Here is a 15640-nt window from a genome sequence, read left to right as displayed (position 1 = left end):
TCGCATTGGTGCGCCGCAGGCCCCGGGGTGAACGCGGGCGGGCGGCGTCGCCCGCCGAACCGCTCCGGGCCCCGGCGCAGATTCCGGCGGCCCCCCTGTTGCCCAGCCCGGAGGGTTCGGCAACGATCAACGTCATGAGCGAGCAGAGCACTTCAGCGGTGTCGGCGCCCTTCGGTCAGCGGCCCCTGAAGGGGATCGCGGAGATCCGGCACTTCTTCCGGACCAACACCACGCCGGTCTTTTTCATCGGTGCCACCCCGTTCAACCTGCTCGGTCTGGACCGGTGGGTGCGCAACTTCGAGTACGTCACCTACTACGACGCCTGGGACGGGGGGCACCCCCGGGTGTTCACCCCGAAGGACAAGCCGTACATCGAGTTCGAGTCCGGTGAGGAGATCAACAACTACCTGCTGCTGCACCCCGAGGTGAAGGCGTTCATGCAACGCAACGGGGGGCGGCCCAAGGTCGCGATGGTCTTCTTCGACGAGGAGACCGAAAAGATCTGCACCGAACTGGGCTACGACCTGATCCTGCCGTCGGCCGCGCTGCGCGAGCATCTGGATTCCAAGATCGTCACCACCCGGCTCGGCAACGAGGCCGGTGCGGCGAGCGTGCCGAACATCCTGACGTCGGTGGACTCCTGGGACCAGCTCGTGCAGGAATGCACCGCTGCCGGGCTGGGCACCGACGTGGTGCTGCAGACGCCGTACGGCGACTCCGGCAAGACCACGTTCTTTCTGACCAGCCAGGCCGACTGGGACAAGAACGCCGAGGACATCGTCGGCCAGCAGCAGAAGATCATGAAGCGGATCAACAACCGCGGCATCGCCGTCGAGGCCGTGCTGACCCGGCACGGCACGGTGGTCGGGCCGTACATGTCCGAGCTGGTCGGGCACCCCGAGTTGACCCCGTACAAGGGCGGCTGGTGCGGCAACGAAATGTATCCGGAGGTGCTGACCGGGCTGCGCCGGGAAAAGGCCAACCAGCTGGTGCGCCGGCTCGGCGACCGGTTGGCCGGCGAGGGGTACAAGGGCTTTTTCGAGGTCGACGTGCTGGTCGACCTGGATTCCGAAGAGGTCTACCTGGGCGAGTTGAACCCGCGGATCTCCGGGGCCTCGTCCATCACGAATGTCACTGCGGGTGCATATTCCGACATGCCGTTGTTCCTGTTCCATCTGCTGGAATTCATGGGCGTGGACTACGAGTTGGATGTCGATGAGATCAACCGTCGGTGGGAGGATCTCGCCTCGGTGGACGTGTGGTCGCAGATGGTGATCAAGGAGGTCACGCCCGACGTCGAATTGATCACGAAGGCGGCGCAGACCGGCCAGTGGTATTTCGACGACGCCGACGAATTACATTTCCGGCGCGCCGCCCTGGACTGGCACCAGCTGCAGCGGGAGAGCGAGTGCTTCTTCCTGCGCATCTTCGGTGCGGGCGACTACCGTTGGAAGGGTGCCGATCTCGGTGTCCTGGTGACGAAGGGCCGGCTGCAGACCGAGGATCCCGAGATCGGCGCGGCGCCGGCACCGGCGCCGGAACCCCAGCCGGGTGAGTCGCTGGCGCTCGACCTGATCTCCGGATCGGAATCGGATGTCCCGCCGACCGGCTCCGAAGACACCCCCGCGGAGAACATGTCGTCCGGGAATTCGCGGCTGACCGGCCGCGGCCGCCGGTTGATCCAGGCGATCCGCGACCAGTACGCCGGGGTACCGGTGGCCGCTGAGTTCGTGGTTCCGGCGACGTCCGTCGGGGTGAAGTCGAGCTCGTGACGAGCCCGGCGCCGGGGCGGCCGGGCGGCGCGTCGTCCCGGCATCGTCGATCCGGGACGGGTCAGACCAACCCGGCGGCCAGGGTGAGCTGAAAGCCGATCATGTCGATCGCGGCCATGGTGTCCAGCAGGAACGCGGGCTCCTGCGGCAGCGGCCAGGACGACAGCTTGACGACGACGAGCTCCCGAGCCGGCTCGACCCACACCATCTGGCCGTGGATGCCCAGACACAGCAACACTTCCCGGCCGCCGGGCAGCCAGAACTGGTTGCGATAGCCGCCACCGGGCAGCCACGTCCCGTTGCCGGAGGCGGCGAACACGTCACGGGTGTCGGCGGCGCCGGCCAGGCTGTCGGCAATCCAGGAGGCCGGAACCACCGGCCGGCCCTGGGCCACCCCACCGTCGAGCAGCATCTGCCCGAACCGGCCCAGATCACGCAGGGTGGCCGACAGGCCGCCGTCGGCGAAGACGGCGCCGGCGGGGTCGACCGCGGCGTCCATGTCCTGCTCGCAGCCCAGCTTCGACCAGATCTTGGCCGACAGCAGGTCGGGCAGCCGGGTGCCGGTGGCCCGTTCGCAGATCCAGCCGAGGATGTCCGTCTCGCAGGAGCGGTACTCGAATTCGGCGCCGTGCGGTCGGCCGGCCGACAGGGTGGACAGGTACTCGTACATGGATGTCGGCAGTTCGGGGACGGTGCGGGGCGCCCAACCGACCACCTGCTCGAGCAGCCGCACCTCGGCCGCCGGGTCGAGGTAGGTCTCGGAGAAGCTGATCCCCGAACGCATGTCCAGGACGTCCTGCACCGTCGCGCCGGCGTAACCGGACACGGCGAGTTCCGGCACGTAGACCTCGACCGCCGCGCGGACGTCGATCGCGCCCTCGTCGGCGAGAATGCCGACCAGGCAGCCGACCACCGACTTGGAGACCGACATCAGGATGTGCGGACGGTCCGCCGGCATGCCACCGGGATACCGCTCGGTCACGACCTGCCCGCGGTGCAGCACCAGGAACCCGTCGGTGTAGGTGTCCTCGATCACCTGGGCCACCGTGGACCAGCGTCCCTCGAGCCGCCAGACGGTCTGCTCGTCGTCGAGACCGGTCGCCTGCGGCAGGGGCGCGGCGGCGCCGGTGCCGCGGGAGACCCGGGCGGTCGGCACCACCTCCCGGATGTGCTGGAAGGACCAACGGTTGGCGGGGGCGTTCTGCCAGGTGGCGAGCGACCATCGGTCGGCCGGATGCGGCGGGAAACCGATCATGGTCATGACGGACAAGACTCCAAGCGAGGCGTGCGGGATGGGGAGAGCGAGGCCGGAGCGGCTCACTCCTCGGGATCGAGCGGGAACATGTCGACGGTACCCAGTGCGAACCGGATCACCTGGCCACCGCTGAAGTCGGCGACGGCCATGCCCTCCACCCGGCGGTCGGCGATCATCGCGCGCACCCGCCACTTGGCGTGCGTGCGCTTCACGATCTGCTTGCGGTTGTGGTCGATGCTCACCCCGGCGCCCACGCTCCTGGTCAGGAACTCGCGTTGGATCGCCCGATCCCGGGTGGTCGCCAGCGCGCGGAACGGTTCGGCTGCGCGCATGACGGCATCATCCGCGAAGAACCCGAGCACGGCGTCGACGTCACCGGCGTCCCAGGCCTGCTCGAACCGCAACGCGGCCAGGAACTCGCCGGCCTGGTCATCGCCCTGCTCGATCAGCGACCGGAGGAACGAGGGGTCGCGATTGAGCTTGGACGCGTACCCCAGCCGCTCCGACGACGGCGGCCGGTTCATCTCCAGGATCCGGATGGTCACCGGACGGTACGTGTCGGTCCGCAGGGCCCCGCGCTCGATCAGCTTGTCGATCTGCTCGATGAAGTTGAGTTCCTGGTACAGCGACAGGTTGCCGCCGAGCTCGTTGCGGCGGTCCTCGATCTCCATCACGCTGGTCGGTTCGGTGACCCGCTCGGTCGGGTTGATCTGGATCACCCAGATCTCGTCCGGGTGCGCGTACAGCAGGTCGCCGACGGGCGGGTTCTGCGAGAACAGCCCGTCCCAGTAGAGATGCCCGTCGACCGGCACCGACCGGAACAGGTTGGGAATCGCGGCGGAGGCGAGCACCGCGTCGGGCGAGATCTCCCCATCGTGGCTGTTGAACGCCTTGAACGAGCCGGACAGCACGTCGACCGCGCCGAGCAGCAGCAGCGGGGCGTCGGCCCCGACCTCGGCCGCCCGGGCGGTCACCGCGGGAAAGTCGAGCGTCTGCTCGAGCATGGACCGCAGGTGCTCGAGCGACCAGTTCGAGGTGGGCGTGCTGTACGGGCTGATGGCAGGCGCGGAGATGTAGTGGGACGCCCGGAAGGCGGCCAACAGCATCTCGTTGATGATCTTTTCCGGCGGTGAGCCGGCCGAATTGGCCGCCCAGAACGCGTCCAGCCGTTCCTTGGCCAGCTCGGGCTTGTCCTCGATCAGCGCGGACCAGCCCAGCAGGGCACAGATCGCCCCGCCGGACGTGCCGGACAGGCCGACCACGTTGTAGTGGTCCAGCACCTCGGGGGTCAGCCACCGGGCCAGGACGCCCGCGGTGAAGGCGGTGTGGCTGCCGCCGCCCTGGCAGGCGATGGCGATGCGGGGAGCGTCGTCGGGCGCCACGCTGGTCCTCCTGAGTGGGCATTGCCGACGGGTCGGCCGGCGGATGCCGATCGGCACCCGCCGAACAGGGAAAGCCTAGGGTCCGGTGGACGCCCGGCGACACGTCCGGGAGGCCGGGTGTGAGCGAGTTCTCCCTGGAGAACGGAGCGGACGTAGGGTCCATTTCATGAGTGACGCCGCCGCCGCATCCGATCAGCCCAAGCAGCACCGCAAGCCGCACAGCCACATCGTCACCGACGGCATCGAGCGGGCCCCCGCCCGCGGCATGCTGCGCGCGGTCGGCATGGGTGACGACGACTGGCGCAAGCCGCAGATCGGCGTGGCCAGCTCGTGGAACGAGATCACCCCGTGCAACCTGTCGCTCGACCGGCTGGCCAAGGCGGCCAAGCAGGGCGTGCACGAGGCCGACGGGTACCCGCTGGAGTTCGGCACCATCTCCGTCTCCGACGGCATCTCGATGGGTCACGGCGGCATGCACTACTCGCTGGTCAGCCGGGAGGTCATCGCGGATTCGGTGGAGACGGTGTTCCGCGCCGAACAGTTGGACGGCGGCGTGCTGCTGGCCGGCTGCGACAAGTCCGAACCCGGGATGTTGATGGCCGCCGCCCGGCTGGACATCGCCTCGGTGTTCCTCTACGCGGGATCGACCCTCCCCGGCAAGCTGGACGGGGAGACGGTGACGATCATCGACGCCTTCGAGGGCGTGGGCGCCTGCCTGGCCGGCCGGATCAGCCGGGACCGGCTCACCGAGATCGAGAAGGCCATCTGCCCCGGCGAGGGCGCCTGCGGCGGCATGTACACGGCGAACACGATGGCCAGCGTGGCCGAGGCGCTGGGCATGTCGCTGCCCGGCAGTGCGGCGCCGCCCGCCCCGGACGCCCGCCGGGACACGTATGCGATCCGCAGTGGTGAGGCCGTCGTCGCCCTGGTCGATGCCGGCATCACCTCCCGGGACATCCTGACCAAGAAGGCCTTCGAGAACGCCATCACGGTGCTGATGGCGCTGGGCGGCTCGACCAACGCGGTGCTGCACCTGCTGGCGATCGCCCACGAGGCGAAGGTTGACCTGGCCCTGGACGATTTCAACCGGATCGGTGCGCGGACCCCGCACCTGGCCGACGTCAAGCCGTTCGGCAAGTATGTGATGACCGACATCGACCGCATCGGCGGGGTGCCGGTGGTGATGAAGGCGCTGCTGGACGCCGGCCTGCTGCACGGCGACACGCTGACCGTCACCGGCAAGACCATGGCCGAGAACCTGGCCGAGCTGAACCCGCCGGAGCTGGACGGCGACGTGTTGCACCAGCTGACCAACCCGATCCATGCCACCGGCGGCATCACGATCCTGCGCGGGTCGCTGGCCCCGGAAGGCGCGGTCATCAAGAGCGCCGGGATCGAGTACGAGGAGTTCACCGGCCCGGCCCGGGTGTTCGACGGCGAGGCCGGCGTGCTGGAGGCCGTCACCGACGGGACGCTGGGCAAGGGCGATGTGATCGTCATCCGCTGGGAGGGCCCGAAGGGCGGGCCCGGGATGCGGGAGATGCTCGCCGTCACCGGCGCGATCAAGGGCGCCGGGCTGGGCAAGGATGTGCTGCTGCTGACCGACGGCCGCTTCTCCGGCGGCACCACCGGACCGTGCATCGGGCACATCGCCCCCGAGGCGGCGCACGGCGGTCCGATCGCGCTGGTCCGCGAGGGCGATCAGATCCGGCTGGACCTGGCCGCCAAGACCCTGGACCTGCTGGTCGACGACGCCGAGCTGGAGCGTCGCCGCGCCGAATGGGAGCCGCGCGAGCAGAACCTGAACTTCGGCGTCGCCGGGAAGTACGCCAAGCTGGTCGGCTCCGCGGCCCAGGGCGCGGTTTGCTTCTGATCACGACCGACCGCCGGTCGCCGGCCGGACCTGACCGTTCGGCCGGCGGCGGGCTGCCCCGGCCCGCGGTAACTCTGCCGCTGCCAGACCGGCGAATGTTCCGCAGCCGGTGACCTGGCCGCGACCGGGAGGTACCCGTTCCCGTTCGCCGGAGAGACTCCGCCGACCGGGCGGGTCGGCGGCTACCGGTCGCCGTAGACGTCGATCTGCTCGTAGTACTGCTCGGCGTAGACCGGCTCCTGGAGCGGCCCGGCCTGGGGCGGCAGCGCGCCGTTCGAGCCCCCGCGGCGCACCGGGGTCAACCCGGCCACCTTGAGCGTCGACTTGGCCGGCGCGCCCTTACCCGCCGGCTTCCCGCCCCGGCCGGCCCGCTTGGCCTTGCGGGCGTTGGTCGTCGCCGCCGTCGCTGCCTCGGCCGCGATCGGGTGCGCCCGCCCGTATTCCTCGGCCACGTGATCGAGCAGGCCCTCGAGGAAGGTCTGGATCTGGATCCGGCTGGTATCCCGCAGCGTCCGCAGGTACGCGGTCTGCTGGTCGAGTTCGGCCTGGACCGACTCCGAGTTGAGGTTCATCCGTTCGACCCGATCGGAGGCCTCCCGCTGGATCGCCTCCGACCGGCTCAACGCCTCCTCGTACACATGGCGGGCCTTGTCCTCGGTCTCCTGCTCGAGGGTGGCCGCGTTCTTGCGGGTGTCCTCGTACAGTTCGCGGGCCTCGGCCATCACCTTGGCGCTGTACTGGTCGGCCTGGGCGACCGTCTTGTCCGCGGTCTGCTGGGCGGTGATCAGCACGCTCATCGCCTGCGCGACCTCGTTGCTGCGGCTGTCCCGGTCGATGCGCTCCTGGAGCTCGGTCACCTGCGCCTGGTAACCGGCGGCGACCTCGTCCATCCGGGCCCGGAGCCGGTCCACCAACTGGGCGCAGCGCACGACGAACGAGTCGACCTCATGCTGGTCGTAGCCACGGCCGAAGCCCTTCGAGGTGGCGAACGTGACCGTCTGAAGGTCCGCTCCGGTGACCTCGTCGAGGTTGCGGAGGCCGGAGGTCGAGTCCGTCATGGGAGTCTCCTTCTTGATCGACCGGGCTGACCGATCACTGTCACGCGTCGCCGAAATCCTCGAACTTGATCTGATTCTCCGGCACTCCGGAGGCGATGAGTTTCGCGACGGTGAATTTCACCATCGCGGGCGAGCCGCAGACGAGCACGTCGTGCGACGACCAGCCGCCGGCGTTGGCGACCACATTACCGACCAGCCCGCGCGGGCCCTTCCACCGAATGTCGTCCGAAATCACGATCACCACGGTCAACCACGGGTACCGCTCGGCGAGCAGGTCCAGGTCCTTGCGGTCGTAGATCTCCCGTACCGACCGCGCACCGAAGTACAGGTGGGTCGGACGGCCGCCGTCCCGGGCCAGCTGGTCGACGATCGACTTCAGCGGGGCCAGGCCGGTGCTCCCGCCGACCAGCAGCAGCGGCCGGGTCGAGGCCGGGTCCAGGACCATCTGGCCGATCGGCGGGCCGAGCCGGAGCTTGTCACCGGGCGCGGCGCTGCGGACCAGGGCGGTGGAGACCGGCCCGCCGTCGATCAGCCGGACGTGCAGCTCGATCTCCAGGCCACCGGGCGCGTTCGCCGGGGTGTAGAGGCGCCATTCCCGCGGTCGCAACGTGCTCGGCTCGACCGAGACGGACTGGCCGGCCACATACGGGTGCGGGGTCTCGGTGCGGACCTTGAGCACCGCGATGTCGAAGGTCCGCAGGTCGACCTCGGTGATGTCGGCCTCCCACCAGGCCGGTTCGGACTCGTCGACCTGCTGGGCCGCAGTGGACATGGTGTCGGCGACGATGCCGTAGGCGGCGGCCCAGTCGGCGTGCAACGCCTCGGTCCAGGCGTCGCCGCTGAAGTGCCGCAGCGTGGTGATCAACGCCTCGCCGACGGCCGGGTAGTGACCGGCCAGGGTGCCGAACTTGCGATGGTCCCGACCCAGATCCTGCAGGTAGGGAACCAGTTCCCCGACGTTGTCGACGTTGGTGACGATCCTGACCAGCGCGCCGACCAGCCGGTCGCGCTGCTTGGCCATGGACGGCGGGAACATGTCCCGGGTCTCGGGGTACCGCAGGAACAGGTAGCTGTAGAAGTACTGGGCGACCACGTCGGGGCCATGGCCGGCGACCTCGGCGAAGTTCGCCTTGAGCGCGGCTGTGTCGATATCCGCCACTACGGTTTCCTCACGCGCTTGCGATCGAACGGCTGGAGGCGCATCGAGCGGCGGTCGTCCCGGTCCGGCGCGGCGAATTCCTCACGGGCGCTCCTCGCCGGCCAGAAGACCACAGACGACAACCACGGGCCAAACACGCGCAGCGTAGCCGCAAGGCAGGGCCGGATGCAAAGAGCGCTTACGCCGATAGTGTGAGAAATAGGCAGACCAGCCAGTTCATTTCACCGCGATGTCACACGCCGTGGATCTCGACGCCGCCGTTTGTCCGCTTCGACCGGGTCGAGCACACGATCGCCGCCACGGACGGTGTCCGGCAGTCGAACCGTCAACCTCCCCGCCGCCCCCGGGCTCTTGGCCACCACGCACCCCGCCCGCCGCGCACCCCGTACCCCGCCCGCCACCCACCCCGCCCGCGCGGATCAACTAGTCCCGCGCGGCTGAACTGACCCCGTTTGTGACGTATGGAACGGAAGTCACCGACTTCGGCCGCGCGGTTGTCCACACCCCGAGCGACCCCTTCCGGAGGCGCCGCGGCGTTCGCCGGACCGGGTGCGACAGTGGGTTGATGGCCTACCGCATCACCGACGACCAACGGCGGCTCCGGCTGGGCATTCGGCACGGTCTGTTGGACCGCTCGGCCCGGCGTTCGGCCGACGAGGTGGCCGGCGATGTGCTCGCCCTGCACGCCACCGACCCGGCCACGGTGTATCTCTCGGTCGCGGCCCGGTCGGCCGATCTGACCCCGGACGGCATCTCGCGCGCCCTCGACAACGACTTGTCCCTGGTCAGGATGCTGGGCATGCGCCGGACGATGTTCGTCGTCCCGACACCGATCGTGCCGATCGTGCAGCGGGCGGCGACCGACGCGGTGGCCGCCCGGCTGCGGACCGCGCTGGTGAAGGACCTGGCGGCGGTGACGGATGCGCCGGACGCCTGGCTCGCCGACGTCGAACGGTCCGTGCACGACGTGCTCCGGGCCGCGGGCCAGGCAAAGGCGACGGCGCTGTCCGCTGCCGAACCCCGGCTGCGCACCAAGCTCACCTACGCCGAGGGCAAGGCGTACGGCGGGCCGGCGACCATCACCACCCGAGTGCTGAACCTGATGGCCGCCGACGGCCTGATCGCCCGCGGCCGCACGACGGGGTCGTGGACCGGCGCTCTTTACGAGTGGGCGCCGATCGAGAAGTGGTTCCCGGCCGGCATCCCGGACCTCGACCCGGTGGCCGCCCGAGCCTCGCTGGCGCGGGAGTGGCTCGCCCGGTTCGGGCCGGCGACCGCGGCCGACGTCGCCTGGTGGGCCGGCTGGAACGGCCGCGACACGAAGGCTGCGCTGGCCGAAGCCGGCGTGCTGGAGGTGTCGCTGGAGGAGGGGCCGGGGGTTGCCCTGGCCGACGACCTGGAGCCGGAACCGCCCGCCGGACCGTGGGTGGCGTTGCTGCCCGCCCTCGACCCGACGCCGATGGGCTGGATCAACCGGGACTGGTACTTCCCGCCGGCGTTCAAGCCGCTCCTGTTCGACCGCACCGGAAACATCGGACCGACGGTGTGGTCTGACGGTCGGGTGGTCGGTGGGTGGGCGCAACGCCCATCCGGCGAGGTGGTGACCCGACTGCTGACCGACATCGGCGCCGCCGCCGCGAAGGCCGTCGACGCGGAGGCCGCCCGACTGCAGGAGTGGATCGGTCCGGCCCGGTTCGTCCCAAAGTTCCGGGTACCGCTCGACCGGGAACTCGCCGGCCGTTGAGGCGTCTCAGCGGTGCCCGGCCTGGTGTCGCAGCCAGGCCTGGTAGCCGCCGGTCAGATCCGTCACGCGGCGCAGGCCCAGGTCCTGCAGGGTGGCGGCGGCCAGACTGGAGCTGTACCCCTCGTTGCAGACCACGATGATGCGCTGATCGACCCCAGTGACGAGCGGCAACCGGTGGGCCGACGTCGGGTCCAACCGCCACTCCAGGACGTTGCGGTCGACGACCATGGCGCCCGGCAGCGCTCCGTCGCGCTCCCGCTGCTCGACCGGCCGGGTGTCGATGATCAGCGCGCCGGCCGCCGCCTCCGCGGCCAGCAATTCGGGCGGCACTCGATCCAGGCGGGCGCGGGCCCGGGTCAGCATGTCGTCGATGGCACTCACCGGAACATTGTGACGTGGAGTCGGGCCGGCGCGACCCGCTCAGAATCCGCGGAACACGCCGTCGGCGAAGTCCTCCCGATCCATGGTGGAGATCGTCACGTTGTTCTAAACGCTATACCGCTCGGCCGGCGTCACCCGGAAATGGCGGCCGGGCTCCCAGTGCAGATCCACGACCATGATCGGATGCTCGGGGTCGGTGATCGTCACCGCGTCGGCCAGGAATGCGAAGTATGGCTCCTCGCCGTCGGGCCCGGCCGCGACCGCCTGCTCGACCGTGAAGCGCTCGAAGCGACGGTCGTCGACGCACTCCAAAACCGGCCTGGAAGCCGTCGGGCGACGGGGCCTGAGCGGCGTCGCACACTTCCTGCCGGACGTGGCCGTCGGTGCAGTCGGTTCGGATGAGCATGGCCGTTTCGGAGTAGGTCGGGGTGAGCCGCACGAACGCGTCTTCGCAACGGGCGGATTCACTGCGCGTCGGGAGTCCCGATGGGTGCAGGATCGACGGGACGACCGGGAAGGACATGCACGTGTTGACGGACAGTGTTGCCGCGGAGCCGCTGCTGGCCGCGTTCGTGTCCCGGTCCGGCCGGGACGACCCCTACCCGGTCTATCGCGAATTACTGGCCCTGCCGGGATTGCCGCGCCTGGGCGACGGGTCGCTGATGATCACCCGCTTCGCCGACTGCTCGGCGGTGCTGCGCAGTCCGGATGTCGGTCACTCCGATGATGTGGGTGGCGCGCGGGTGCCGGACTGGCGAGACCATCCCTCGCTGCTGTTGTTCGGCACCAGTCTGCTCGGTCTGGATCCGCCGGCGCATACCCGGTTGCGCCGGATCGTCAGTGGCGCGTTCACCCCTCGGCGGACCGCCGCCCTCCGTCCCGCAGTCACCGCGGTCGTCCACGAACTGCTGGAGAAACTCTCTGAAGCGTCGGATTTCATCTCCGCGTTCGCGTTCCCCCTGCCGATTGCGGTGATCGGCGAGCTGCTGGGCGTGCCGCGCGCGGACCAGCCGCCGTTCCAGCGGCTGGCCCGGGACTGGACCCACGTCCTGGACGTGACCACCCCGCGGGTGCTGGCCCGAGCCGACCAGGCGGCCGTCGAGATACGTTCGTACCTCGGCGATCTCGCTGACGAGCGGCGGGTCCGGCCACGGGACGATCTGATGAGCGCGCTGGTCGCCGACCCCGGTGGCCTGGATCCGGACGAGGTGGTGACGATGGCCGCGCTGCTGTTCGCGGCCGGCTTCGAGACCGCCACCCATCTGCTCGGCAACGGGTTGGTCGCCCTGCTCGGCCATCCCGACCAGCTGCAGCGCTGGCGATCGGCCCCCGACGAGCTGGCCGAACCGGCGGTGGACGAACTGCTCCGGTTCGACTCCCCGGTGCAGATCGCCCGCCGGAAGGCCTTGCGACCGCTGGTGATCGGCGACACCGAGGTGGCGCCGGGGGAGAAGCTGACGGTCTGCCTGGGCGCTGCCAACCGCGATTCGGCCCGGTTCACCGACCCCGACCGGCTCGATCTCGCCCGAGCCGAGGGTGGATCGCTGGCCTTCGGTGCCGGGATCCACTACTGCCTGGGCGCGCCGCTGGCCCGGCTGGAGGGCCAGGTCGCCTTCCCCGCGCTGTTCCGCCGCTACCCGCGGCTTGCCCTGGCCGGTCCGGGCATGCGCCGGGTGAGCCTGACCCTGCGCGGCTACCAGCGCCTGCCCGTCACCACCGGGTAACGACGGCGCGGGCCGGGCTGACCAACGCGGGGGCCGGGCTGTTCAACGCGGCGGCCGGGGTGGGCCGGGCTGTTCAACGCGGCGCGACGTCGGGCGCGGTGCTCTCTGGGCGCAGAGTTTGAAGGGTGGGCCGGCTCGCAGGGCCCGTCCGCTCAGGTTGAAACCGTATGCGGGTCGGCGAAAACTGCGTCAGGCTGATCAACTCGGCATTGACTCCGACATTTCGGGTGAATTGTGCCGATTTGATCAGCCCGGCACCCAGGAGGGGCCGGCAGGCAACGTGCATTTCGGGCATATGGGTCGCCGGTAGTTTCGACCGATCAGTGCAGGTATGGCGAGCTGAACAGCTGCGGATGGGTTGTGCGCGAATCAGCGCAAGGGCGGCCGGCCGGACGAGAGGCCCAGGATGGCCAGACCCTCGTCACGGGGCCATGTCCGGAGCTGGCGGCCGGACACGGAAGCCGAGTTCAGCAGTTCCCGGACGCGACCGGCCAGGAGGTCGGGCGAGAGGGTTGCCGTCGCCCAGGTGTAGCGAACCAACCGGATCCCCATTTCCTGCAGGACCCACTCACGCTCCTTCTCCTTCCTGATCGCGGCGGCAGGATCCTTGAGGTACTTCCCGAGCCCGTCCCCTTCGGCGGCGACGCGGAAATCCGGCCAGTAGTGATCGAGCCGAGCCTCCGGTACGTAGTCGCCGACCCACACGTTGCTCAGGCTCTCCGGCAGCCCGCCTTGGATGAACGCCAGGCGCCCCGCCGACTCCAGCGGGGACTCGACGTCGGTGTCACATCGCCGGACCGGCCATGCCGCGCGGCCACCGTTGCGCCATCGCTCCACATCTGCGGCCGCGGCGGCCAGCTCCTCGCGGTTTCGCTTCCGGAACGCCACCGCGTCGGCAAGCACGAGTCCGGTCAGACGGTCGCTATGACGCGCGATGTCGGCGACGGCAAAGGCCGGATCGACGACCGCCCAGCCGTCGGTGTCGCCGAGCCACCGATCCGGTACGGCGGCAAACCGGGTTCGGCCGTGGCGCGTGGTGTTCGATCCGCTGACCCGGGATCCCGGGCGGATGACGTTCGGCACGGCGGGTGGCCGGCCGATGGTCGGCAGGTCGTGCAGGACGATGGACGACCAGTCGGATGCGTAGCTGTCCGGGGCGGCGACCGTCAGGAACCCACGGACCCGCAGCCGATAGGCGGCCCAGGCATCGCTGGCGGCGAGTGCCGCGGGGTCGACGTACACCCCCTTGGCCACGCTGACCAGGGCACCGGCCCGCTCGAGCCGGTGCAGTCGACTCCGCGAGCGCGTCGCGGTGTCGAAGTCCGCGGCCCGGATCAGCCCGCCGCCATCGACAAGAGCGGCCCGGACATCATCGGGCAGGCTGGACGCGGCAGGCATCCGCTGAGCGTCGCGCACTCCCGGCGCCGCCGAGCCGCCGATCCGCCGAATGTGGACAACTCGCCGCTCACCCAGGGGCGACGCTGATCATCTCGGCGGGAGGGCGCGCGTGGTGCGCTCTGGGTGCCGAGTTGATCAGCCTGCGATGGGGTGGCTCGGGGTGGGGGTGGTGATTTGCTGCGGGTGCGGGGGCGACGCTGATCATCTCGGCGGGAGGGCGCGCGTGGTGCGCTCTGGGTGCCGAGTTGATCAGCCCGCGGTGTTGGAGACTCGGGTCAAGGGTGGCGGGTGCGAGGCCTGGTGATCAACGCTGGTCAACTCGGCAGGAGATCCGGCATTTCGGGCGTCGCGTGCCGAGTTGATCAGCCCGACGAGCCCGGCCCGCTGAGCCCAGCCCGCCCAGCCCGGGCCGCCCGCGAAAACGGCGCGCCCGGGTCAGCCGGTGAAGCCGTGGTAGTGCATGACGTGCTTGATCCGGGTGTAGTCCTCGAACCCGTACATCGACAGGTCCTTGCCGTAGCCGGACATCTTGAACCCGCCGTGCGGCATCTCGGCGATGAGCGGGATGTGCGTGTTGATCCACACGCAGCCGAAGTCGAGCCGGGCCGACATCCGGGCCGCGATGTCGACGTTCTTGGTCCAGACCGAGGAGGCCAGACCGTAAACACTGTCGTTGGCGCAGGCCAACGCCTCGTCCTCGGTGTCGAATTTCTGCACGGTGATGACCGGCCCGAACACCTCGTTCTGCACGATCTCGTCCTGCTGGTGCACCCCGGCCACCACCGTCGCCGGGAAGTAATAGCCCGGCCGGTCCAACGGCGCGCCGCCGGCGGTGATCTCGGCGCTGTTGCCGGCCCGCTCGACCAGCCCGGCGATGTGCGCCAGCTGGTTGGCGTTGTTGATCGAGCCGAACAGCACGTCCTCGTCGTCCGGGTTGCCGGTCTTGATCTCCCTGGCCTTGGCGGTCAGCGCGGCGACGAAGTCGTCGTACACGCCGGCCTGCACGATCGCTCGGGTCGCCGCCGTGCAGTCCTGCCCGCCGTTGAAGTAGCCGGCGGTGGAGATGCCCTCGATCGCGTCCTCGATGGAGGCGTCGTCGAAGACCACGACCGGCGCCTTGCCGCCCAGTTCCAGATGCGCCCGGGTGACGTTCTTGGCCGCCGCGGTGGCCACCGCGATGCCTGCGCCGGTCGATCCGGTGATCGAGACCAGTGCCGGCGCCTTGTGCGAGGTCAGCGCCGCGCCGGTGTCGCGGTCCCCGCAGACCACGTTGACCACGCCCGGCGGGTAGAACTCCTGCAGCGCCTTGCCCATCCAGACGGAGCTGGCCGGGGTGGTGTCCGACGGCTTCAGCACCACCGTGCAGCCCGCGGCCAGCGCGGGGGCGATCTTCCAGACCGCCATCATCATCGGGTAGTTCCACGGGGCGACCTGCCCGACGACGCCGACCGGCTCCCGGCGGATCGAGGAGGTGGCGCCGCGCATGTACTCGCCGGCGGACTTGCCCTCCAGGACGCGGGCGGCGCCGGCGAAGAACCGGAGTTGGTCGACCATTGGGCCGATCTCCTCGGACAGGGTCAGCGCGGTCGGCTTGCCGGTGTCCTGCACCTCGACGGCCACGAGCTCATCGGCGTTGGCCTCGATGTGGTCGGCGAACTTGAGCAGCGCCTGCTGCCGTTCGCTGGGGGTGGCCCACCGCCAGGACTTGTATGCCTCGGTGGCGGCGGCGTACGCCCGGTCGACGTCCTGCGCGCCGGACAGCGGCGAGGTTGCATACACCGCACCGGTCGTGGGATCGATGATGTCCAGCGTCGCCCCGTCGACGGCCGGAACAATTTCGCCATTGATGACGTTTGCCAGCGCGATCTTCTCGCTCACTGCCTGCCCTTTCGTC

Annotated in this window: 12 protein-coding genes; 4 read left to right on the top strand and 8 right to left on the bottom strand. The window is 69.9% G+C overall.

Features of this window, described 5'->3' with window-relative positions:
• Nucleotides 1-134 precede the first annotated feature (134 nt).
• The gene (locus ACILSK_RS04915; RefSeq protein WP_395726158.1) at nucleotides 135-1772 is read left to right on the top strand and encodes a biotin carboxylase; all 1638 of its coding nucleotides are present in this window, start codon (nucleotides 135-137) and stop codon (nucleotides 1770-1772) included.
• Nucleotides 1773-1833: 61 nt separating this feature from the next.
• On the opposite strand, the gene ACILSK_RS04910 is transcribed toward ACILSK_RS04915, so the two are convergent.
• Both ACILSK_RS04910 and ACILSK_RS04905 read right to left on the bottom strand, forming a co-directional pair.
• On the bottom strand, nucleotides 1834-3033 hold the full coding sequence (locus ACILSK_RS04910; RefSeq protein WP_395726010.1) for a serine hydrolase domain-containing protein: 1200 nt from the start codon (nucleotides 3031-3033) through the stop codon (nucleotides 1834-1836).
• A 56-nt stretch (nucleotides 3034-3089) separates the two neighbouring features.
• Nucleotides 3090-4409, bottom strand: coding sequence for a patatin-like phospholipase family protein (locus ACILSK_RS04905; protein ID WP_395726009.1), 1320 nt, complete (start codon nucleotides 4407-4409; stop codon nucleotides 3090-3092).
• A gap of 166 nt (nucleotides 4410-4575) precedes the next feature.
• Between ACILSK_RS04905 and ilvD the strand changes: the two genes are divergently transcribed.
• Entirely contained in the window at nucleotides 4576-6282 is a 1707-nt protein-coding gene (ilvD, locus tag ACILSK_RS04900) for a dihydroxy-acid dehydratase (RefSeq protein ID WP_395726008.1), read from the top strand.
• A 182-nt stretch (nucleotides 6283-6464) separates the two neighbouring features.
• On the opposite strand, the gene ACILSK_RS04895 is transcribed toward ilvD, so the two are convergent.
• Both ACILSK_RS04895 and ACILSK_RS04890 read right to left on the bottom strand, forming a co-directional pair.
• Nucleotides 6465-7340 carry a DivIVA domain-containing protein gene (locus ACILSK_RS04895; protein WP_395726007.1) on the bottom strand — a complete coding sequence of 292 codons (876 nt, stop codon included), beginning with the start codon at nucleotides 7338-7340 and terminating at the stop codon, nucleotides 6465-6467.
• A gap of 40 nt (nucleotides 7341-7380) precedes the next feature.
• Nucleotides 7381-8499, bottom strand: coding sequence for a globin domain-containing protein (locus ACILSK_RS04890; RefSeq protein WP_395726006.1), 1119 nt, complete (start codon nucleotides 8497-8499; stop codon nucleotides 7381-7383).
• A 565-nt stretch (nucleotides 8500-9064) separates the two neighbouring features.
• On the opposite strand from ACILSK_RS04890, the gene ACILSK_RS04885 reads away from it, so the two are divergent.
• Nucleotides 9065-10243: a winged helix DNA-binding domain-containing protein gene (locus tag ACILSK_RS04885; RefSeq protein ID WP_395726005.1), complete on the top strand. Its 1179-nt coding sequence runs from the start codon at nucleotides 9065-9067 to the stop codon at nucleotides 10241-10243.
• 6 nt (nucleotides 10244-10249) lie between these two features.
• Here the strand turns inward: ACILSK_RS04885 and ACILSK_RS04880 are convergent, their stop codons facing one another.
• Both ACILSK_RS04880 and ACILSK_RS04875 read right to left on the bottom strand, forming a co-directional pair.
• Nucleotides 10250-10624: a rhodanese-like domain-containing protein gene (locus ACILSK_RS04880; protein WP_395726004.1), complete on the bottom strand. Its 375-nt coding sequence runs from the start codon at nucleotides 10622-10624 to the stop codon at nucleotides 10250-10252.
• 105 nt (nucleotides 10625-10729) lie between these two features.
• The gene (locus tag ACILSK_RS04875) at nucleotides 10730-11092 is read right to left on the bottom strand and encodes a DUF6924 domain-containing protein (protein WP_395726003.1); all 363 of its coding nucleotides are present in this window, start codon (nucleotides 11090-11092) and stop codon (nucleotides 10730-10732) included.
• A 53-nt stretch (nucleotides 11093-11145) separates the two neighbouring features.
• Here ACILSK_RS04875 and ACILSK_RS04870 point away from each other — a divergent pair, with 53 nt between their 5' ends.
• The gene (locus ACILSK_RS04870) at nucleotides 11146-12348 is read left to right on the top strand and encodes a cytochrome P450 (protein WP_395726002.1); all 1203 of its coding nucleotides are present in this window, start codon (nucleotides 11146-11148) and stop codon (nucleotides 12346-12348) included.
• Nucleotides 12349-12717: 369 nt separating this feature from the next.
• On the opposite strand, the gene ACILSK_RS04865 is transcribed toward ACILSK_RS04870, so the two are convergent.
• Complete coding sequence (locus ACILSK_RS04865) at nucleotides 12718-13746, bottom strand: hypothetical protein (protein WP_395726001.1); 1029 nt, start codon at nucleotides 13744-13746, stop codon at nucleotides 12718-12720.
• Nucleotides 13747-14181: 435 nt separating this feature from the next.
• Nucleotides 14182-15624 (bottom strand): gamma-aminobutyraldehyde dehydrogenase, encoded by a 1443-nt coding sequence (locus ACILSK_RS04860; RefSeq protein WP_395726000.1) that lies wholly within the window; start codon nucleotides 15622-15624, stop codon nucleotides 14182-14184.
• Between the last annotated feature and the right edge of the window lie 16 nt (nucleotides 15625-15640).

This window comes from Nakamurella sp., assembly GCF_044224575.1.
In the GTDB taxonomy this organism is placed as follows: Bacteria; Actinomycetota; Actinomycetes; order Mycobacteriales; family Nakamurellaceae; genus Nakamurella.
The sequence above is the reverse complement of the archived record's forward strand: the minus strand, read 5'-3'. Positions and strand labels throughout refer to the sequence as shown.

What these genes read in the sequence shown, in the direction of transcription:
- ACILSK_RS04915 (WP_395726158.1), top strand. Translation starts at nt 135, where the DNA reads ATGAGCGAGCAGAGCACTTCAGCGGTGTCGGCGCCCTTCGGTCAGCGG.
- ACILSK_RS04910 (WP_395726010.1), bottom strand. Translation starts at nt 3,033, where the DNA reads ATGACCATGATCGGTTTCCCGCCGCATCCGGCCGACCGATGGTCGCTC.
- ilvD (WP_395726008.1), top strand. Translation starts at nt 4,576, where the DNA reads ATGAGTGACGCCGCCGCCGCATCCGATCAGCCCAAGCAGCACCGCAAG.
- ACILSK_RS04895 (WP_395726007.1), bottom strand. Translation starts at nt 7,340, where the DNA reads ATGACGGACTCGACCTCCGGCCTCCGCAACCTCGACGAGGTCACCGGA.
- ACILSK_RS04885 (WP_395726005.1), top strand. Translation starts at nt 9,065, where the DNA reads ATGGCCTACCGCATCACCGACGACCAACGGCGGCTCCGGCTGGGCATT.
- ACILSK_RS04870 (WP_395726002.1), top strand. Translation starts at nt 11,146, where the DNA reads ATGCACGTGTTGACGGACAGTGTTGCCGCGGAGCCGCTGCTGGCCGCG.
- ACILSK_RS04865 (WP_395726001.1), bottom strand. Translation starts at nt 13,746, where the DNA reads ATGCCTGCCGCGTCCAGCCTGCCCGATGATGTCCGGGCCGCTCTTGTC.